Here is a 20,270-nt window from a genome sequence, read left to right as displayed (position 1 = left end):
GAGGCAGCATGAGTATTCCGTCCAAAATTCTTTGGGGTGAGGGTTTGTTCCTGCGGCCGCAGCACTTTCAGCAGCAGGACCAGTACCATGAAGCACGATTGCAGCAAACCGCTCAGGCGCTGCATCCCTATCTGTGGGGTGTTCGAAAAGTCGAATGGGACATGGATGCGTTGAAGACCGACCGCCTGCGTTTGCTGTCGTTGTCGGCGATATTCCATGACGGCGAAATCGTCGATGCGCCGGCCAGCGATCCGCTGCCTGTGGCCATCGACCTGTCCGCCCTGCCGCCAGCCTTGCAGGAGCTGACCTTCTATGCCGCCCTGCCGACCATGTCGCCCGGCGGCGGCAACGCCGCGACGGCAGACCAGCAAAACGGCGCGCGCTACAGCCAGATCACGCGCGAGACGGCGGACCTGTACACGCAGGCGGTCGGCGCGGATGTCAGCTATCTCAAAAAAACGGCGCGGCTGGTATCGGACCAGGAGCCGTTGGGCGCCTTCGACTGCATCCCGGTGGTCCGGTTGCGGCGTGTGGTCACGGGCGGCTTCGAGCCGGACCCGCAGTTCATCCCGCCGGCGCTGTCGATCGCCAGCGCGCCAGGCCTGAAGGCTTTGCTGGATCGGCTGATGGACGCCTTGCAGGCCAAGGTGCAATCGCTGCAGGGACACATGCGTGAGCCCAGCCGCAACGTGATCGAGTTCCGTTCGGGCGATGTGTCGTCCTTCTGGCTGCTGCACACGGTCAGCACGTCCGCGGCGGCGCTGATGCACTACGTCCGCAATCCCGACCTGCATCCCGAACGGCTGTTCGAAGCGCTGCTTTCCCTGGCCGGCGCCATGATGACCTACTCCAAGCAGTACACCTTGACGCAGCTGCCCGGCTACCGTCACGACGACCTGGCGCAGTGCTTCTCCGGCCTGGACCACATCATCCGCGATTTGCTCGATACCGTCATCTCGACCAAATACTTCTCGATCGCGCTGTCCGAGGACAAACCCAGCTACCACCTGGGCAAACTCGATTCCGGAAAAATCGACCAGCGCACCACGCTGTACCTAGCGGTCAGCGCCGCGCTGCCGGCGCTGGAGCTGGTGGAGATCGTGCCGTTGCGCGTCAAGGTTGGCGCGCCGGACGACGTGGAGAAATGCGTGCTGTCCGCCATGCCCGGCGTGAAGATCACCCACGCGCCGCAAGTGCCGGCGGCGATACCGGTGCAGCCGGACACCTATTACTTCGCGCTGGAAGGCAAAGGCGTGCTGTATGAGCAGATGCTGAAGGCGCAATCGATATCGATCTACGTCCCGGCAGGCATACGTGACCTGCGCCTCGGCCTGATCGCGGTGACAGCATGACGCCCCCCGTCGAACGCCGCGCCATTCCGACGCTGATGGGCGGCCAGCGCCGCCAGCAGCAGCCAGGCTACGGCCATGTGCAAACGCTGGTGGACCTGCTGCAGGAAGGCTTCTACCTGTTGTTCATGCTGAAAAACGGCAGCGAGCCCCCGGGCGAGGTTCCTTTCCTCGACACCGTCACCGCCTACCTCGCGGAATTCGACCGCGAGGCCCGCAAGCTGCGCGCCCAAGGCGAGGATATCGACGCCGCCAAGTATGCATTCTGCGCGGCGCTGGACGAGATCATCCTGTCGTCGTCCTTTCCGATGCGCTTCGCCTGGGAACGCCGTCCGCTGCAACTGGTGATCTTCGGCGACCAGCTGGCCGGCGAACACTTTTTCGACCGGCTCGAGGCCTTGCGCAGCGGAGGCGGCGCGCGTCTGCCGGCGCTGCAGGTGTTTCATATGTGTTTGCTGATCGGCTTTCGCGGCAAGTACGCGCTGGACGCCGGCGACAAGCTGGCCTACCTGACGGCGCGGGTAGGCGACGAGATCGCGCACATCCAGGGCAAGAGCAAAGGCTTCGCGCCGCAGGCCGAGCGGCCGGACCAGATCGTCCATAAACTGCGCAGCAACACGCCGTTGTGGGCCATGTCGGCGGTATTCGCATTGATCGGATTGAGCGCCTACATCGGGCTGTCGTCGTCGCTGTCGCATTCGACACAGAATACGCTGGCCGGCTACAACGACCTGGTGAAACTGGCGCCGCGCCCGGCCTACGTGACCATCACCCTGCCCTGAAACTCACTGGGCGACGCGGAACTCGATGCGCCGGTTGCGCGCACGCCCTTCCGCGTTGCTGTTCTCGGCCACCGGCCGGTCTGGCCCCTGGCCCGATACCATGACCATGTCCGGCGCAATCCCCTTCTCCGCAAGATAGGTGCGCACCGCCTCGGCGCGGGCCTGGCTCAACGCCAGGTTGCTTTCCCGCAGACCGACATTGTCCGTGTGGCCTATCACCTCGACCTTCTTGCCTTTGACTTTCTGCAGCGCGGCCGCCATCTCGTCCAGAATGCCCTTGCCTGACGCGGTCAGCGTCGCCTTGCCGCTCTCGAATTCGATAATGCGCCTGGCCAGCGTCTCGTCCAGCAGGTTTTGCTCCGCCGCGCTGACGCGCAAGCCGTTGTTGACGGTGTAGCTGGGATTGAGGCTGGTGGCGATATCGCTGGCGATCTGCTGGCGTTGCGCCTCGTTGGCCACCTCCCCGCGCAGGGTGACATTGGTGCCGTCGATTTTCAGTTCGCCCTTGCTGATCAGTTTCAGGTTCGGCTGGATCAGTCTTTGCACGTAGCCGTTCCAGTTGGGGGGCAGCGATACCGGAGATATCGCCAGCTGGTCGACCACGCGGTCGGCGCCGTACAGGTCACGCAGGCGCTGAAGCATGGCGGCCTTGCTTGCCTCGTCGGGCACGGCGCCGCTGACCAGTATCTGCCCCGGCTTGGGTGTCGCCGGCTGCGGCGTCTGCGCGGCGCAATAGAATGACGTAGACAGCAAGGCCGGCATCACCGCCGGCCAGAAGGTCCGCTGGCGCATCGCATAGCTCCTTATCAGGCAAAGGTTTCGTGGAACAGCGCGTGCGCGGAGCGCAGCGACAACTGGCCTTGTTCCAGGTATGCAGACAGCTTCTGCACGCTGGAATCCCCAGCGACGAGTTCATCGATCCAGTCTGCGTTTTCAAACGTTATCTGCTGGTCGGTCGCGCAAAGCGGATCAATAAACGCCTGCAGTGTCTCAGGCGCCGCGCCGCTGAAGCCGACCACCAGGACCGGTTGCTCGCGTTGCTCGCCAAAGAACAGGCTCAATTCAAAGTCAGCCTGCTGCAGGAACGGCATGATCAGGTCAAGCCAGAACGACGCCACCAGATAGCGCAGGCGCGGCGCCGAAGGCAGCGGCAACACCAGGCTCCTGTCCAGCCGCGCGGCGCCGCTACGGCGCACCGGCTGCAACAGCAGGCCAACCGCAAGAATCATCCGGCGCACCGACGCGCTGCCGAGTATCGCCTCCAGGCCGGCGATGCTGTGGCGGTCGAGGAAATCGGTGAACAACTGCTGGTGCTCTGCGGCGGAGGGGTCGATGTCGACCGTGGTGGCGGCCAGCGTCTGCAGGCACTCTTCGGGTTCGGCCGCGTTGAGCACATCGCTCGCCAACGGTTCCAGCACGTCCCACAACGGCGCCAGCACCAGCGGGCTAAGCGCGACAAAGCTGCGCGGCTCGTCGATCTCGATGGCGCTCATGCCGAGGAATGGATAGCGCCGCTGCGACAGGTCGTTGCTGGCCCGCAGATGGCCGGCGATAGCCCGCTTGCTGCGGGTGCCGACGAAGGCGAAATCCAGCGGCTGCATGGCGTCGTAATTGAGCTTCCAACGGGGATCGACGCTGAGCAGATTCATGACCTCGGCCAGCCAGCCGTCCAGCAGATTGGCCAAGGGGAGATTGTCGGCAGCCTTGATAAAGTCGCCGCGCGTGGGCAGCTTGCCGAAGTAGCCGATGCGCACACTCTGCGCCGCCCGCTTCATGGCGCGGCTCCGACTATCGTCTCGGGCAGCTTCATGCCGCGGAAGCCCTGGTCCTGAGGCGCCGCGCCGCTGCTCTCCGGGCTGCTGATGATTTTCAGGCCCATCGTCACCGTGATCGCGCCGCTGGTCCAGCGCAGTTCAAAGACGCCGCCCTCGCGCTTCTGCTTGGCCGCCGCATCGATCATGCGTTTCAGCCCGAACTGGCCAGCCTCGTTAAACACTTCCACGCTGCGGCCGTCGAACGCCACCGCCGTGATGCGCGCGCCCGGCGCCCCCTGCGGACTCGGATGAACCATGCTGGCCCACTGCGCCGGCGTGTTCCGGTAACGTAGCTGCTGGCCGTCGATATCGACGGTGTATTCCAGCGTGCCGGGAGCAGGCATTGGCTGGATCTGGAAGATGGTCTGCGCGGCGGCCGTGGACGAGGCGACGCCGCCGGCGCCTATCGGTGCTATCCAGCCGGGGAAGCGCGCCACGGTTTGCGGCGACAGTGTAATGCCCATGTCGGCCCAGGTGCGCGGCGCCAGCACATCCCCGCGCCGCAGCACCAACGGCCCCAGGGCGCCGGTGGCGAATTTGGCGATCAGGCCATCGGGGCCGAAGAACTGCGCGATCTCCGCGTTGCCGGCTTCGATGTTGGCGTTGGGTGCGAACGGATACTTGTTGGCCAGCGATTGCTGGAACGGCTCGTAGACCTGCGCCAGCCAGGTCTTGTTGATCTCCGCCTCGGCCGGGCCGACCAGCACGGCGAAGGTCTGCATCAGGGGCCGCACCAGGATGGGACGGATGGACTGCTTCTGCGAGTCGCTCATCCCGGTCAGCATCTGCTCGTCGACGTAGCGCAGCGCGTCCGCCAGTTCGGAACCGCTGCCTTCGAGCGTCTGCTGCATGAACTGGCGCGCGCCGGGGCCGGGATCGCCCTGGTTCTTCAGCTGATTCAGGCGGCTGCGCAGCTTGGACAGCGTTTCCATGTAGGACCGCATCAGCGATGCATCCTTGTCCTTGGGCGCCACCAGCTTGCCGACGCCGGCGAACTCGCGGCCGATGGGCCCCATCGGCTTTTCGGCCCGCGCCTGGTCCAACTGCAGGTTGACGTTGACCTGCGAAGGCCCGCGCCGCAGCACGCTGTTCTTGACCCAGTTGACGAAACCCGATTGCGCCTCCTTCAGCTCCGCGCTCATGATGGAAGGGTTGTCCCAGGAGGTCTGTTGGTGGATGGTGGTGAGCAGCTTGGCGATGGGCGAGGACTGCGGGTCGCCCAGCCGGTTCATCGCCGTCACCGCCGCATCGAAGCCATTCAGGTTGGCGATGGTGACACCCTGGACGAACTTCTGCCATTCGCGCGCGTAGTCGGCCTTGTACAAATCGGTCAGGCCCTTCTGGATCTGTTCGGGGCTGCCTTCCAGCGTCAGGTCGTCGCGCGCGGCGGTCTTCAGTACCCAGTCGGCGCTTTGCAGTTCGTGCGTGGCGGCTTCGCGGAAGGCGTCCTGCACGAACTTCTCCCATGCTTCGCGGGTGTAGGCGCCGGCGATGGCATAGCTGCCGGTGACCAGCGCCTGATCCTGTTCGCCAACCATGCGCGCCACCGTCATCGCCGGGAAGCGCGTGTTGGCGCGGGCGCGGATGTCGGCGTAGACGCGCTCCCTGGCCGGCATGCCGCGCACCACGCGGCGCAGGTTCTCGCGCGCCTGGTCGACCAGCGCCAGCTTCTGCTCGATGCGCGGCCAGGACGGGTCGGCGATCTGCGCGAGGTAGAAGGTCATCAGCCGCTCGGCGCTGTGTATCATCTGCTCGCGCGGCATGGCGCCGCGATTGTTCTCCAGCCACCCGCGCCAATAACGGGTCAACTGGTCGTTCAGGTGGCTCGCTTCGGCGCGCGAGGTATCGGCCAGCATCAAGTAACTCTTCAAGGCGTTGTAGGCGTCTTCGACGTTGACGGCGGAGGCTTCCTGGAACTGGCGTCCCGACGCGGCAGCAGGCGCCGCAGGCGTGGCGGCCGTGCCAGCCGGTGTGCCGGGCGCCTGCAGCTGGTCGGCGTGGGCGTTCATCTCCGACAGCAGCGTCTCCAGGTTGGCGACGACCGGCTTGAGCATCACTTCGCGCACACCGGCGAAGTATTCCTCGCGCAGCTTGCGCTCCAACAGCTCGCCCTGATACAAGCCCATACGCAGCGACCAGGGACGGTCGTCGCGATATTTATCCAGCTGCTCGATGCGGTCCTGCAGTATCTCCAGCGCCTCCAGGCGCGATTGCAAATCCAGCCGTTTGGCCTGAAGCTTGATCACCTTGTCCAGGTCCTGCTGCACATTGCTGACCAGCTGGCGGTTGCCCAGATACGACCAGCTCCAGCCACCCAGCGACACGCCCAGCAAAACCGCCGCCGCAAAGAACGCCGCGTAGGTCAGCTTGACTTTATGTTTGCTGGCGTACTGCGAGACCAGGTCCTTGTCGGCGAAGATCACGTTGCGGAATAAATTCAGCAGGAAGAATCCCGACTGGCCGCTGGCGGCGGCAAGCGGCGCATCCGGCAGCGACAGGTCGAAGCGCTTGGCCAGCCGCTGCGACTGTTCGCTCACCGCAGCGCCCTCCTGCAGGGCGCTGGTGAAGTAGTAGCCGCGGAATACAGGCTTGAACTGGAAGGGGTTCTCCTCGAACAGCGTGACCAGGAAGCTGCGCAGCGGCGCGCGTATCGTCGCGAACTCCAGTGGGAAGGTGAATACGCCCGGCTCCATGCGGTCGCGCCGCTGCTGGCTCATGTTGGCCACGCTCAGTTCCTTCAGGCCCGCGCACAGTTCATCGAAGCTGTGATCGAAGAAGGCCATCATCTGCTGACTTCCGGCCTTGCGCTTGTAGGGCATGGTCGCGCCCCACACGCGTTCGCGCTCGGTGCGTTCGGCGCGCGCGAAGAACTCGCCGAAGCCCGCGATCAGATCGGCCTTGGTGAATACGACATACACCGGCGCGAACACCTCCAGCCGCTCGATCAGATCCTGCACGCGCTTGCGCAGACTGCGCGCCAGCTTGATGCCGACTTCTGGATCATCGCCGCGCAACTCGGCGATGCTGACGGCGATCAGGATGCCGTTGATGGGCGCGCGGCGGCGGTACTTCTTCAGCAGATCCAGAAAGCCAAACCATTCGGCGCGGTGTTCGTCCTGCACCGAGTAGCGGCCGGCCGTGTCGAGCAGGATGCCGTCGGTGGTGAAGAACCAGTCGCAGTTGCGCGTGCCGCCCACGCCCTGCACGATCTTGCCGTCGGCGAAAGGGAACTGCAAGCCGGAGTTGGTGATGGCCGTGCTTTTGCCGGCGGCGGGATTACCGATGATCATGTACCACGGCAGCTCGTACAAGGCGCGGGTGCCGGATACGATGCCCATCTTCGAGCCCCGGATGGTCTCGATCGCCTTCAGCATGTCGTCGCGGATGGCCTTGACCTCGGCGCCGGATTGGTCGCGATGCTGCGCCTCGGTGGCGCCCTGCGCGCCGATGGCCGCGCCCAGCTGTTCGGATTCGCGCTTGGCGCGCCGGCGCCGCCACAGCCACACCAGGCCAGCCAGCGCCAGCATCAGCGCCGTGGCCGCCAGCGCCCAGATCAGAGCCAGTTCCAGCACTTGCGCGCCGAGGTAGAACAGGGCCGCCATCGCAGCCAAGCCAATAATGGTCAGGTGGCGGGTATCGGTGAGGAAGTACCAGATTCTTCGCATCATAGGACGAGGCCGGCGTGAACGATGGCGCCTGAGCTAAAAGCGGACTGATCAATGGTGCCACCAACAATGCGGGAATTTCTTGAGGCAGCACAACCATCGCCGTGCGGCCATGCTATTTCCGCACGGTGCCCGACACGCGCAATTCGGTGTGACCGAAGTCCATCATGGTCCAGCGTCCGCCCCAATGCAGGCCTACCGATTCGGCCACCTCACCGTAGAGCCGGTAGCCACGCATGGCCCACGGGTCTTTTTCCGAGATCAGCAGTTTTCCGTCGCGCAGAAAGGCGCAATCCGCCGCCAGGCCGAACTGGTGATAACTCTGGAAGGCCTTGGCATTGGTGACGCTGGGACCTGCGGCGGCCAGCGCATTCTGCCGCTCCGGGCTGCGGTAGCCTTCCAGGATCGCCATGTCGTAGCCGTGGCTTTCCCTCATGATCTTGAACACCAGCAGCAGCCGCTGGGCGAAATCAGGATCGAGCAGCTGCCAGTTGCGATTGGCGCCATCAAGCATGGGGCGCACCATCGTCACCTCCGCCGTGGTGAACACCAGCGGCGGCAGCGGCGCCGGCGCCACCAACTGCTCGCCCTTCAGCAGATCCGCGACCTGATCGTTGACGGCGCGGTCATCGTTATCGAAGCCACCTAACATATTGCGTCCACTGAGCACCAGCGCCAGCATCGGCGGCACGGTCAACAGCACCAGGGCCGACAGCACCAGCAGATACCGGCGCCGCAGGAACCCGAGTCCGCGCAGCAAGCCGCCACCGGCGCTGCGACCGGCATGCGCGGCCTGCCGCGTGCCCTGCCGGTAGCCGCCGCGCAGCCCCAGTCCGATGCGCCGGCCAATGGCCGACATCGAGTGGCTTACCACGTCCCGCCCTGCGGGAAACAGCGCCAGCCATGCGCCCAGACATGCAAAGACAAAAAACAGCAGTACTGAAAAGAGAAACATGGTGCGCTCCGTCAAAGCAAGGTCGCTCCGCAGACTGGACACTGAGGGGCGAGAACGCTTCATCGTAGGCGTTTCAGCAAGCGGCGTGAAAGACCAGATCAAATTCGGAGGAAATACCGTGGATACGTCGAAGCAAAAACCCGACCTGATGAGTTCCAACCGCGCCGCGGCGGACAGCGGCAAGCGCATACTGGCGCATCTGGAACATGGCCCGAAGACGGCAGCCAAGCCACCACGCGCCAGCGGCTGGTCCATCGACGGCTGGACCGTCGGCCTGGGACTGCTGCTGGTAACCATGTGCACGGTCGCATGGCTGATACACGACAACACGCTAGGACCCAGCTCGTTTACGCACAACCGCAGGGGCGAGACTGCGCATGTAAAACAGCAGCAAGCAGAGCGACAGGCTACAACGGTTGAGCCGGTTGAGCTGGTTGGACAGGCGGCAGCCATCGTGAACGAATCGACGGCAAAGGAATCGACGGCAAAACCTTCCGCGGTACCGGAGGCTCACCTATCGGCCGGCATTGCGCCGCTGCCAACGCATGCCAGAGCCGCCATTGCCAGGGCCGAAACGCCGCACGCCGCCGGTGCGGCGCATAAGCCCGTGGCTGCCGCACCAAACCTCGCCGCACACTCGCCGGCCACGCGTACCGCCGGCCCCGCCACGCCGGTCGCAGCCGGCGATACCGATGTCGCCCTGCTGACCGCGCTGGTCGCGCACTCGGGCAAACCGGCGCTAGCTATGCCGGAGCGCAGCCGCGACGTGGTCGAGCGCCAGGATGGCGACAACACGGCGCAACTGCTGGCGCGCTGCAAGCAACTGGGGCTGATCGAAGGCATGCTGTGCCGCTCGCGCATCTGCTCGGGCCGCTGGGACGCCGATCGGGCCTGCAACGCCCCGTCGCACTGATTACTGTATGGCCAGTTGCTTGCCGCCGGTGCCGACCTTCTTGGGCAGCGACAGGTGCAGCACGCCGTTTTCGTAGCGTGCCTCGGCCAGGTCGTCATCGACTTCTTGCGGCAGCGTGAAGCTGCGCTGCACTTGTCCGTAATAACGTTCGGTGCGCAGCGAGCCGGTCTTGCCGGCGTTGGCAGGCTGTTCTTCCTTGACTTCGGCGCTCAGCGACACCTGGTTGCCGTTGATGGCGACCTTGATGTCCTCTTTCTGCACGCCGGGGATTTCGGCTTTGACGAGATATTCCTTGTCGGTCTCGCTCACGTCCATCCGCATGCGCGGCGAGACGTCGGCATTGCGCCAGACCGAGGGCGCGAAGTCGCGAAACATTTCGTCCATGTCGCGGAAGGGATCGAAACGGGCGAGATCGCGGAAGGGATCGATACGCATCAAACTGTTAGCCATGGCAGCCTCCTTCAAATGGGTGGACTACCATGATAAGAAGCGCCCCATCCCCTCCTTTGACGCACATCAAGGCGCGGCCTTGCCTCCGCGCGCGACAAGCGAGTTGATCATCGCCTCGCTGTAGACTTCGCCCTTGCTGTCGGCGGCCGCGATCATGTCGCGCCACAAGGGCACGATGTCGACCTTCAGCTGACTGAAGCGCTCGAAGCCGCAGGCGTAAATGCCGCGATAGGTATCGAAGCTGTGTTCCAGCTTCCCGCACTCGGCCAGCGTGGCGTCGGCGAACGCCTTGCCCTGTTCGGCGCTCCAGATGCCGCTGCGCAGCAGGCCATCGAGCGCCATCGCCTCGGCGCCGCCCTCATGTATCCACGGCGGCGAATGCTCGCTGATGCCGCCCTGGCGCACATTGTTCTGCCATAAATGCGCCATTTCGTGTGCCACCAATTCGGCGACGATCGCCCGCTTTTTGGGGCTGTCGGCGGTCAGCAGGGCCGCGCCGCCAAAACGATACACGATCTGCGCGCCGACCACGCCACCTTTGATCGACAGGCCAGGCGTGGACGTGTCGCTGACGGCCGCCATCAACAGCAAGGGCTGCCGCAACTTCTGCCGGTAGGCCATGCTGTAGTAGGCGGACATCCTGGCGGTGGTGTCGAGTAGCGTCTCCCTCGCCCACGCGGACAGCTTGGGATCGAGCAGCACCTGCGCCTCGCCAGCAGCCACCGGCGACTGTGGGCCGAAGTAGGCATACGGAGTGGCATTGTTGGAAGGGGTTGCTTGTGAGGCGGGCAGCAGCACGGTTTCGTTGCCGAGACCTTCCAGCGTGAAGTTCGCCGCAATATCACGCATCCTCTTATCCTGCTTGGCCTCGCCTTGCAGGAAGCCCAGATAGATGAGGCGGCCGCCATCGGACAACCGGTCGGTGGCCACATACTGTTTGCCCAGGTCCTGTTCAAATGCGGAAACTTCCACGCTGACCTGGCGCAGCGGCTTGCCGTCGGCTGCGGCCAGCGTGTCGTAGTCATCGCCGCCGGTCAGCGTCGCGCCCGGCGTCAGGACCTTCCATGCGGACTTACGCAGCTCGCCTGCCGACTTGAAGCGCATCGACGTCACCGGCTGCGAAAACTGATAATCGGCGCGCCAGGTGTCGGGCGCCACATGCGTAAGGCGCACCTGCACTGGTAGCGGTTCATCCGCGTGCGCGGAAATCGCCAAGCTCATTGCCATACCCATCCCCAGCAGCCACTTTCTCGACATCGTCGTCTCCAGGATTGATATAGTGCCAAGAATATAACATGCACTCTTTCTCCCGTTGACTTGATAGGCCACAATTTTCGGCGCCTCCCCTTGGGTAACAATTTCCCTTCTTTCTACACATGGAGCGAGCGCGATGATTGCAAACTTTCTCAAAAAAAGATGGCAGAGACTTTCCATCCAATCGGGATCCAAACGATTATCCCTGTTCACGCTGATCCTGCTATTTGGCCTCGACATCTATATTCTAGGTTTGATCTTCGACGGCATGAAAAACGCCGCGCGCATTATCGAGCCACCATACCTGTCAATCTCCAGAGGCTGCCAGCTCATGTCGGAAAGCTTCCTGCAGTTTGATCCCAAGGATCGGGTGGAAAGCTTTGAGCGCTACATCCCTGTAAACGATGAAAGCCAGGATGATCCAATGTCCGACGACTGGTACGGAGGTAGACGGCCACTCGCCATCTGCACACAGATGCGCCAACAAGTCTACCTGGTCGCGAAGAACAGGGATCTTATCGCCCTGTTCAGGGCGCGCAGCCAACAGCAGCAGCAAATTCAAAAAATCCGCTCCAACATCGACGAATTAAAAGCGACCTACAGCGACGCCCTGCTGGAGAAATTGGCCATACGCTACGTCAGCAGCTGGCCCAGACTCAGGCGGTGTTGGAGCATCACCAGCTCATTCAAGCCTTTACCGCGTTCCTTCAAAAACTCCCCATCGACAGCGAATTCAAGCGCGCCCGAGACCGATATGAAAAACTGACGTTCTGGTATCCGCTGAAAGTGCTCGGTGCGCAAGCAGGCTTCCTGCTGCCGCTGCTCTTGCTGGCGGTATTCTGGAATGCGCGGGCAATCAGAAAGCAGAAGGACATCAGCATACTCATCTCCTCCCATTTCATCCTGGTCTGCGCGATACCGGTCTTCGCGCGCCTGCTGTGCGGCGCACAGCAGTGCGCCAGTTGCGCCAACTGCGGTGAAAATTATCGGCTATTAGCCCTGCACTGCCAACGGTGCGGCAGCATGCCGACCACGCCCGCAGCCTAGAAATAGAAAAGGGCCATGTTTTCACATGGCCCTTCAAAATTCTGGCTCCCCGACCTGGACTCGAACCAGGGACCTGCGGATTAACAGTCCGTCGCTCTACCGACTGAGCTATCAGGGAAAAGAGGCCGCATTATATACGGCCAATTTCTAGCTGTCTAGGCTAGCTGGCAAAATTCCAAAAAATCAGAAGCTGCCCTTGAACTGCACGCCAAACTGACGTGGCTCGTTGACGAAGCCGGTCAGGTTGTTGAAGTCGATCGCGCCGATGATGCGCTCGGTGTTGGTGATGTTACGAGCGAAGGCCGCCACTTCATACTTGCCGCCCTGCCAGTTGTAACCCACGCGCAGGCCGCCTTCAACCATGGACTTGCCGGTGAATTCCTTGGCTTCGTACAGGAAGAAGTTGATCTTGCTGCGGTACGACCAGTCGGTCAGCACGAACAGGTTGCCGTCGGCCAGCGCCCAGTTGTAGCGCGCGGTGGCGTTCAGGATGACCTTGGGCGCTTGCGGCAGCGGGTTGCCGTCGATGACGACGCGGCCAGCCGCGTTCAGCGGATCGGTCACGGTGCACGAACCGCACTTGGCCACGGACAGCGATGGATCTTCGATCTTCGTGAAGTTGTACGAACCGCCGGCGGTGACTTTGAAGTCAGGCGTGACGAAGGCTTCGAAGTCCGCTTCCAGGCCGCGGCCCACGGTCTTGGCTGCGTTGATCAGCTTGGTCACGTTGGAGGTGCCGCCGACCACGGTCAGCTGCTGGTTCTTCACGTCGTAGTTGTAGACGCTGACCGACGCGCGGGCGCGGCGGTTGAACAGGTCGGCCTTGATGCCGGCTTCGTACGACACGATGGTTTCAGCATCGGCCACGGTGATCGGAACCGATTGCGACGCGGCGGCGATACTTGGCGCGCGGAAGCCGGTCGCTACGCGGGCGTAGGCGTTGACGTCCTTGTTGATCTTGTAGGTCGCGCTCATGTCCCAGTTGGCTTTGTTCTTGCTCTCGTCCACCGAGTCAGGACCGGGGGCCTGCTTCACGTTGACGCGCGACGTGGTGGCGAAGTCCTTCTTGTCGTGGGTGTAGCGCAGGCCGCCGCGCAGCACCAGCTGATCCGACACGTCATAGGTCAGCGAACCGAACACTGCCGCAGCGGTGTTGTTCTGGTGGCTCGCCAGGTGCGAAGTCTGCTCCTGGGTGTTGCTGTCGAAGTTGTCGCTGTAGCCGCTGGCGCTTTCCTTGAAGTAGTAGACGCCGCTCTGCCAGTTCAGCGGCCCCGGGTTCTTCGACTCGACGCGGAATTCCTGGGTGTACTGATGCAGGCCGCTCAGGCCCCCACCGGTCTGCACCTGGAAGGGGATGAAGCCAGGACCGGCCGGGCTGCCGCCGTCGATGTCGCCGCGGCTGTAGTAGTTGTCCACGGCTTCGTAGCCGGTGATCGAGAACAGCTTGACCGAACCCAGGTCCCAGGTCAGGCGGGCGTTGGCGCCGTTGGTGCTCAGGCTCTGCATGTTCAGGCCGTTGGTGGCGATCTTGGTGAAGTCGTAACCGTCGGCGAAGTCGTTGGTGCCCTTCTTGATCAGGTTGGCGCGGAACAGACGGGCGCTGCCGTCGGTGGTGCGCGAGTGCACGTTGAACAAGGCGTTGAAGGTGGTGCTTGGCGTGTACAGGAACTGCACGCGCTCGGCGTGTTCGTTGTAGCCTTCCAGCACGTCGTTCTGCTTGGTGAAGGTGTTGTCGACGAAGTTGTCGCGGTGCTGGCGCAGCGTCGAAACGCGCATCGCCCACTCGCTCGACAGCGGCAGGTTGACGGCGCCTTCGGCGTTGATGGTGTTGTGGGTCGCCCACGACAGGTTGTAATAACCCTCGATCTTCTTGGTGTTCGGTTTTTCCGATTCAAACTTGACCACGCCGGCCGGGGTGTTGCGGCCGAACAGGGTGCCTTGCGGGCCGCGCAGCACTTCCACGCCGGCTACGTCGAAGATGGGGTAGCCCTTCAGGATGCCGTTTTCCTGCACCACGTCGTCATACACCAGCGAGACCGGCTGCGAGGCGAAGGTGCTGAAGTCGGTGTTGCCGTAGCCGCGGATGTAGAAGCGCGGGAAGGTACGGCCGTTCGACGATTCCACGTTCAGCGACGGCACTTTGCCGGCCAACATGCGGATGTCCTGGCCGCCGGACAGCAGCACGTCCAGCTTCTCGTCCTTGAGCAGCGTGACCGAAACCGGCACGTCCTTGATGTTCTCGGCGCGGCGCTGGGCCGTGACGGTGACGGTTTCCAGTTGCGGTTCAGCGGCGGTTTGCGCAAGGGCGGAACCGATAGGCATAACGGCGCTCAGCGCCAGCAGGCGCTTGTGCATCTTCGACAGTTTGATCATTCAATTTCCCGATTTGAGGTAATGCAAAGAGTTAAAAACAGTGTCTCCTGTTCTCTCTTTCTGTTGATATCGCCCGGTCATCTGATGTGGCCGTGGCGGCGCAAGCGGAGGTGAGGCCGTTTTTCGATGTCTAGAATGCACCGTCTTGCAGAAAGGCGGTATTTTCATTCATTGATAGCGGGTATTGCAAGCGCAATATATGCAAATGGGAATTTACTGATAGAAATTTGGTGCCGCAGGAGGGCCGACTGAATAATAAAAGGCCAGCCGGCCCCTTGCGGGCAGGTGAATGAGCGAACGCTCAAGCTTGAGATTCAGGCATGGCGGATCGCCAACCGTTGTTGCTTTACAACACTTCTCGCGGCAGGACGGGGCGCGGCGCCGGCAGCGCTGTCTTCGTTACCCAGCACGAAGCGGCCCATCGCGCCCACCAGCGCCTGGGTCTGCTCTTCCAGGCTGGCGGAGGCCGCCGCGGTTTGCTCGACCAGGGCCGCGTTCTGCTGCGTCATGTCGTCCATTTGCGTGACCGCATGGTTGACCTGTTCGATGCCGGCGCCCTGCTCCGCCGAGGCCGTTGCGATGTCCGACATGATGAGCGTGATGCGCTGCACGCTACCGACGATCTCGCCCATCGCGTCGCCGGCCTGGTCCACCAGCCGGTTGCCGAGCTCGACCTTCTCGACGCTGCGGTCGATCAACTCCTTGATTTCCTTGGCGGCGGCGGCCGAGCGCTGCGCCAGATTGCGCACTTCGCTGGCGACCACGGCAAATCCACGTCCCTGCTCGCCCGCGCGCGCAGCCTCCACCGCCGCGTTCAATGCCAGGATATTGGTCTGGAAGGCTATGCCGTCGATCACGCTGATAATGTCCACGATCTTGTGCGAACTCTCGTTGATCTCGCCCATGGTCTGCACCACCTGCGATACCACCGCCCCGCCCCGCGTGGCGACGTCGGCAGCGCTGATTACCAGCTGGTTGGCCTGGCGCGCGTTGTCGGCATTCTGGCGCACGGTGGAAGTCAGCTCTTCCATCGACGACGCAGTCTCTTCCAGGTTGGACGCTTGCGACTCCAACCGCGCCGACACGTCGGCATTGCCGCTGGCGATGTCGCGCGTGGCCGCGCTGATGTGGTCGATGCTGCCGCGCACGTCGCCCACCAGATGGCGCAGGCTGTTGCTCATGTCCTTGAGCGCGCGCAGCACCTGTCCGGCCTCGTTGGGGGCGCCGACATCGAAATCGGTGGCCAGGTTGCCGCTGGCGACGCTCTGCGCCACCGCGATTGCATTGCTCAACGGCCGCGTCACCGAGCGCGAGATCAGCATGGCCAGATAGCCGGCCAGCGCCAGCAATCCCAGCATGGCGCCCAACATCAACCAACGGGTGACATAGAAGGCGTGGACCTTCTCGTCCAGCAAGGCGCCCAGCTGTTTGCTGGCAACCGCGTTGAGGGCGAACTGCAGGTCGATGGCCTGGGTCGACAAGGCCACATAGTTTTCCGCCGAATAGGTGAGCGCCTCCGGCTGCACGATCTCGTGTATGGCCAGGTCGGTGATCCGGCCGGCGGCCTGCGCGGCGTCGCGCATGGCCGGCCCCAGCGTGGTTTCGAATTCAGCGTTGTAGCGGGTGGCCTTGTTGAACGCGGTCAGCGTCTGGTCCAGCCGATCCGTCACGCGCGCAGCGATGGACGACAGCAGCAGGCGGTCGGCCTGGCTGGCCTCCTTCTTCGCCAGCAAGCCGGCGCCCTTGGCGCGGGTCTTGCCCAGCTCCTCGGACAGATAAGGCAGCTGGTAAAACATGGCTTGGATCAGTTGGTAGGTATCGCGGTCGGGATCGAGGCTGAGGCCGTAGTAATCGCCGATCAGGTCGTTCACCTTGAGCAGCTTGGGCACCAGCGCCGTATGCGCGACGTAGCTTTGCGGCACTGTCAGGCTGCGGTTCGAGACCTGGGTACGCAGGGTTTCCCAGTCGCCGCGCGCCTGGGCCCAGGCCGCGTCCAGTACGCTGTCATGCAGTTTTTTCACCAGTGCGTCGACGGTCGCGTAGGCGCTATCGGCTTCCTTTTGTTTGGCCGCCCGCTTGTCGTCCCCGGTCGCGCCACCCAGCATCAGCGCCGCCAACCCGCGATGCTGCTGGGTCAGCTGCACCATGCGCAAGCCGTCGACCACGGCGGGCAGGCCTTCGCGCTCGTCCAGGTAGGCATCGAGCGCCTTGCCCGCTTCGCGCATATACAGCCAGGTTGGTATGCTCGCCAATATTACCGCAATAAAGCTGAGAATCAGGAATTTATGTCCTAACCTCAGGCCACCAAGTGAAGTGCGATTGTCCATATCGAGCCTCCGCGAGTGCCGCTTACCGAACCGCCTACAGTTGCACTACAGATGCGGTCCTTGCAGCCCATCATAGTCCGATACCCGGGGACTTTGGTGGCTTTAATAGCACAAGCCACCAGATAGGCCTTACATTCCCAACGACTTCAGCAGTTCGTCGTTGGCTTCGTCTTCGGCCGAGGGCGATGGCGCGGCGGACGCGCCGCCATGATTGCCGCGCTCCATATCCAGCAAGGCGTCCGGATCGGCCACTTCGCTGGAGTCGAAATCGTGTAAACGGATAAACTCGGTACGGTCGATCGCGAGCTCCAGATAAAAGATATTACTCTTTTCCGTATAAAACGTGACGCGCCGCATTTCAGGGCGATCAAGAGGGGTGTCCACGCTGAGCATGACTTGCTTGGTCAGCACCAGCATCTTCGGCTGGTTCTGCGTGATATTGGTCTGCAATTCGCGCCGCACCTTGCCGGTGAAGTCGCCGACGATCTGGTTCATCAGCTCGCCCATGATGTTGGACACCTCGTCCGAGGTGTGCGAACTGGCCAGCTCGGACTTCGGCATGCCCATGTGCAGCATGTAGCGCTCGTAGATTTCCATGGCCGTGTCGGCGGCGAAATTCAGCACCACCAGGCCGGTGAAGCCGCCGTCAAACAACACGAAACAACCGATATCGGGTTTCAGGCCGGTCTTGGTGATGCGCTGCACCATGCCCGAATAATTGACTTTGCTCTGGGTGGCGACGTTCAAGACCCGGGTCACCGAATTGCACAGACTCATCAGCAAGTCTTCGGTCCCGTATACCACTTCCTTGTTTTCCTCGCTCATGATCTACCTCTATTTATTTTTAAAAGATGAAAGCACAGTTTCCTGGTCCAGCGAGAGACGGAACAAGACCACTTCGCTCAGCAAGCGGACGACCTCATCTTTCCATTCCTGGTCCCTGCCGGCGGCCGGCATGGCGGCCAGGGTGCTGCGCAACAGCGCCACTTCGCGCTCCAGTTCCCGCACCCGTTGCACCTGATCCACCGCCTCGGCTGAGATGACCATCGATTTCCCTTCCGGCCAGAAATAAGATTCAGAATACCGAGGTGCAAGATTCCCGTCTACCGGAATCGCGTGTTTCGGTGAGTTTTGCGCGTCAAAATGCGAAAAGCCCAACGCGGGGAATGGCCGGAAGATCGGAGCCGGACAGACGGCACTGGGTGGCAACCCGGATGAACCAGGACCGCGCTTTCGCGCAACTGCGCACAGGCAAGCGGCTGGGCATCTATTGGAGCATGACGTCGGCCGCGCGCGAGCAAGGGGTGCACACGGCACGCATTCCACTGATGAAAGGTGTGCTGGGCTGCAGGATATTGATCATCCACAAAGATTCGGTCGGCAAGTTCGATCAGGTCATGACCTTGGACGACCTGAAAAAGATCAGCATCGGCCAAGGGGGGCCAACGAGATCGACGACAAAGTGGCGAAACAGCACGATGCCGATCTCATCATTGAAAAAAACTTCGCAATCGCCTACCCGGCGCCGGCATTTTTCTTTGTAACGCCGGGCAAGAAAGCCCTGGCCGAGCGCATCGAAAAAGGCCTGCAGCTGATGATTGCAGACGGCACGCTCAACGCGATGTTCGACCGGCGCTGGAGCAAAAAATTGATCGTCAACAATATGAAGAACCACCTGGTATTTCACCTGCCGAATCCGCTGCTGTCGCCGCAGACGGCGGAAATGATACGTCAACAGCCCGAATTTTTCTTATTCCCGCCTGCGCGGCAGGGGAAATAGCGGACCAAAACAAAGAGGGCCCGCGATCGCTCGCGGGCCCTCAGGCATTCTGGCTCCCCGACCTGGACTCGAACCAGGGACCTGCGGATTAACAGTCCGTCGCTCTACCGACTGAGCTATCAGGGAAATGAGGCCCGAATTATATCCGCTCAAAACGAATTTGGCGACCCCGGCGCAAAAAAATTTATGCCGATCTGCAAAATACCGACCGGGGCACCTAGCGCGGCAGCGGACCAAGCGGCGCGACGCGGGGCACGCGCAGCGTGAAGCGCGCACCGCAGCCCGGCTCGCTCTCCACCTGCACATTGCCGCGCAAGGCCGACGTGACCTGGTTGTAGACCACATGCAAGCCCAAGCCGCTGCCCCCCTGTCCCAGGCGGGTGGTGAAGAACGGGTCAAATACGCGGGTAATATTGGTCTCAGGAATGCCAACCCCGTCGTCTGCGACGGACACTTCGACCCAGTCGTCCGCCAGCCTATGCGCTGTGATGGCGACATGGCCTTGCCCGCCGTCTGGAAAGGCATGCACAAGGGCATTATTGACCAGATTAACCAGCGTCTGCTCCAGCGGGCCGGGATAACTGTCCATGACAACACCCTCTTCCACCTCGCAAACCACCTGATGGCCACTCTTGCGGATCGCCGGCCCCAGCGTAACCAGAATCTCCTTGAATGTCTTTTGCAGGTCGAATTCGCGCCGCCGCATGCTGGACTGGTCCACCGCCACCTGCTTGAAGCTGGCTACCAGCTCGGCCGCCCGCCCCAGGCTGTGCAGCAGGATATCGGCCCCCTGGTCGACACCGCCAATGAAATCGCACATATGCTTGCGCGTCACGCCCACCTCCAGTTCCTTGGCGATGGTGACCGCATTGCTCTTGAGCGTGCTGGCGAGCATCAGGCCATTGCCTATCGGCGTGTTGAGCTCGTGCGCGATGCCGGCCACCAAATTGCCCAGGGCCGACATCTTTTCCGCGCGCAGCAACTCGCTTTGCATCGCGACGATTTTATCCAGCGCCGCCTTCAGGTCGGCATTGCTGTGCATGAGCGCCTGGTTGGCGTTGAGCAGGTCCGTATTGCTGACGATCAACTCCTGCTGCTGCTCGATGACCTTGAAGTCCGCCTCGATCGCCCGCTTGATCTCCCACAGCAAATCGACGTAGCGCTGCTGATACTGGCGCTTCTTGCTGTCGAGCACACAAATCGTCCCGAAGACCTCGTCGTCCGGCCACAACAACGGCACGCCCAGATAGGAAATCATGTTCAGCGCGACATCGGGATTGTTTTTCCAGTGCTCGTCTTCCAGCGCGTGCGGCACCTGCAGCGCGGTGCGCGTGGCCATCACGGTTTCACAGTACAGGCCGGTGTTCAGGTTGGCCTTTTCATACGCCTCGTAGGGATTGCCCGGCGTATGGCTCGATACCAGCACCTCGATCTGCTCGGGCCAGACGCGCATGATCAGCCCGGCCGGCACGTCGAAGATGCCCGCCATCACATCTGTAGTCTGCTGCCACTTCCCCAGGAAATCGTCGGAAACGACACGTTGCTGGAACATAAGGGCGGA

The 20,270-nt window shown here is 62.4% G+C and carries 17 protein-coding genes and 2 tRNA genes; 6 read left to right on the top strand and 13 right to left on the bottom strand.

Translation table 11 applies throughout. The annotated features are described in order from the left end of the window. Positions 1-8: 8 nt before the first annotated feature. Together tssK and AC07WS_RS22910 are read left to right on the top strand one after the other, a co-directional pair. A complete protein-coding gene (gene tssK / locus AC07WS_RS22915) occupies positions 9-1,352 on the top strand; it encodes a type VI secretion system baseplate subunit TssK (RefSeq protein ID WP_494731302.1) in 1,344 nt (447 codons plus the stop codon). Continuing rightward, complete coding sequence (locus AC07WS_RS22910; RefSeq protein ID WP_494731301.1) at positions 1,349-2,131, top strand: DotU family type IV/VI secretion system protein; 783 nt, start codon at positions 1,349-1,351, stop codon at positions 2,129-2,131. The genes tssK and AC07WS_RS22910 overlap by 4 nt, the downstream gene beginning before the upstream one ends. Positions 2,132-2,134: 3 nt before the next feature. Here the strand turns inward: AC07WS_RS22910 and AC07WS_RS22905 are convergent, their stop codons facing one another. From AC07WS_RS22905 to AC07WS_RS22890, 4 genes are all read right to left on the bottom strand, one after another. Then, positions 2,135-2,923 carry an OmpA family protein gene (locus tag AC07WS_RS22905; RefSeq protein ID WP_494731300.1) on the bottom strand — a complete coding sequence of 263 codons (789 nt, stop codon included), beginning with the start codon at positions 2,921-2,923 and terminating at the stop codon, positions 2,135-2,137. A gap of 14 nt (positions 2,924-2,937) precedes the next feature. Continuing rightward, positions 2,938-3,906: a type VI secretion system-associated protein TagF gene (tagF, locus tag AC07WS_RS22900; RefSeq protein WP_494731299.1), complete on the bottom strand. Its 969-nt coding sequence runs from the start codon at positions 3,904-3,906 to the stop codon at positions 2,938-2,940. Further along, positions 3,903-7,610, bottom strand: a complete 3,708-nt coding sequence (gene tssM / locus AC07WS_RS22895) for a type VI secretion system membrane subunit TssM (RefSeq protein WP_494731383.1) — start codon at positions 7,608-7,610, stop codon at positions 3,903-3,905. The genes tagF and tssM overlap by 4 nt, the downstream gene beginning before the upstream one ends. Before the next feature lie 115 nt (positions 7,611-7,725). Beyond that, positions 7,726-8,565 carry a M15 family metallopeptidase gene (locus AC07WS_RS22890; RefSeq protein ID WP_494731298.1) on the bottom strand — a complete coding sequence of 280 codons (840 nt, stop codon included), beginning with the start codon at positions 8,563-8,565 and terminating at the stop codon, positions 7,726-7,728. 85 nt (positions 8,566-8,650) lie between these two features. Here AC07WS_RS22890 and AC07WS_RS22885 point away from each other — a divergent pair, with 85 nt between their 5' ends. Continuing rightward, the gene (locus AC07WS_RS22885; protein ID WP_494731297.1) at positions 8,651-9,478 is read left to right on the top strand and encodes a hypothetical protein; all 828 of its coding nucleotides are present in this window, start codon (positions 8,651-8,653) and stop codon (positions 9,476-9,478) included. Here AC07WS_RS22885 and AC07WS_RS22880 read toward each other — a convergent pair whose 3' ends face one another. Both AC07WS_RS22880 and AC07WS_RS22875 read right to left on the bottom strand, forming a co-directional pair. Next, on the bottom strand, positions 9,479-9,928 hold the full coding sequence (locus AC07WS_RS22880) for an Hsp20/alpha crystallin family protein (RefSeq protein ID WP_494731296.1): 450 nt from the start codon (positions 9,926-9,928) through the stop codon (positions 9,479-9,481). Between the two features lie 66 nt (positions 9,929-9,994). Continuing rightward, the gene (locus tag AC07WS_RS22875; RefSeq protein ID WP_494731295.1) at positions 9,995-11,185 is read right to left on the bottom strand and encodes a hypothetical protein; all 1,191 of its coding nucleotides are present in this window, start codon (positions 11,183-11,185) and stop codon (positions 9,995-9,997) included. A 133-nt stretch (positions 11,186-11,318) separates the two neighbouring features. Here AC07WS_RS22875 and AC07WS_RS22870 point away from each other — a divergent pair, with 133 nt between their 5' ends. Together AC07WS_RS22870 and AC07WS_RS22865 are read left to right on the top strand one after the other, a co-directional pair. Further along, a complete protein-coding gene (locus AC07WS_RS22870) occupies positions 11,319-11,948 on the top strand; it encodes a hypothetical protein (protein ID WP_494731294.1) in 630 nt (209 codons plus the stop codon). Beyond that, positions 11,849-12,229 carry a hypothetical protein gene (locus AC07WS_RS22865; RefSeq protein WP_494731293.1) on the top strand — a complete coding sequence of 127 codons (381 nt, stop codon included), beginning with the start codon at positions 11,849-11,851 and terminating at the stop codon, positions 12,227-12,229. The genes AC07WS_RS22870 and AC07WS_RS22865 overlap by 100 nt, the downstream gene beginning before the upstream one ends. Before the next feature lie 42 nt (positions 12,230-12,271). Here AC07WS_RS22865 and AC07WS_RS22860 read toward each other — a convergent pair. The 5 genes from AC07WS_RS22860 to AC07WS_RS22840 form a co-directional block, all read right to left on the bottom strand. After that, positions 12,272-12,347 (bottom strand) — tRNA-Asn (locus tag AC07WS_RS22860). Between the two features lie 65 nt (positions 12,348-12,412). Next, positions 12,413-14,602 carry a TonB-dependent receptor gene (locus AC07WS_RS22855; protein ID WP_494731292.1) on the bottom strand — a complete coding sequence of 730 codons (2,190 nt, stop codon included), beginning with the start codon at positions 14,600-14,602 and terminating at the stop codon, positions 12,413-12,415. Between the two features lie 314 nt (positions 14,603-14,916). Then, positions 14,917-16,854: a methyl-accepting chemotaxis protein gene (locus tag AC07WS_RS22850; protein ID WP_494731291.1), complete on the bottom strand. Its 1,938-nt coding sequence runs from the start codon at positions 16,852-16,854 to the stop codon at positions 14,917-14,919. A 204-nt stretch (positions 16,855-17,058) separates the two neighbouring features. Further along, the gene (locus tag AC07WS_RS22845) at positions 17,059-17,754 is read right to left on the bottom strand and encodes a DUF3334 family protein (protein ID WP_494731290.1); all 696 of its coding nucleotides are present in this window, start codon (positions 17,752-17,754) and stop codon (positions 17,059-17,061) included. A gap of 9 nt (positions 17,755-17,763) precedes the next feature. After that, positions 17,764-17,976 carry a hypothetical protein gene (locus tag AC07WS_RS22840; RefSeq protein WP_494731289.1) on the bottom strand — a complete coding sequence of 71 codons (213 nt, stop codon included), beginning with the start codon at positions 17,974-17,976 and terminating at the stop codon, positions 17,764-17,766. 223 nt (positions 17,977-18,199) lie between these two features. Here AC07WS_RS22840 and AC07WS_RS22835 point away from each other — a divergent pair, with 223 nt between their 5' ends. Beyond that, positions 18,200-18,709 carry a hypothetical protein gene (locus AC07WS_RS22835; RefSeq protein ID WP_494731288.1) on the top strand — a complete coding sequence of 170 codons (510 nt, stop codon included), beginning with the start codon at positions 18,200-18,202 and terminating at the stop codon, positions 18,707-18,709. Positions 18,710-18,759: 50 nt separating this feature from the next. On the opposite strand, the gene AC07WS_RS22830 is transcribed toward AC07WS_RS22835, so the two are convergent. Beyond that, positions 18,760-18,835 (bottom strand) — tRNA-Asn (locus AC07WS_RS22830). A gap of 91 nt (positions 18,836-18,926) precedes the next feature. After that, on the bottom strand, positions 18,927-20,261 hold the full coding sequence (locus tag AC07WS_RS22825; RefSeq protein ID WP_494731287.1) for an ATP-binding protein: 1,335 nt from the start codon (positions 20,259-20,261) through the stop codon (positions 18,927-18,929). Between the last annotated feature and the right edge of the window lie 9 nt (positions 20,262-20,270).

Source organism: Duganella sp. GW821-FHT01E12 (genome assembly GCF_059422325.1).
Note: the sequence above shows the minus strand (reverse complement) of the source record. Positions and strands in the feature narration are given on the sequence as shown.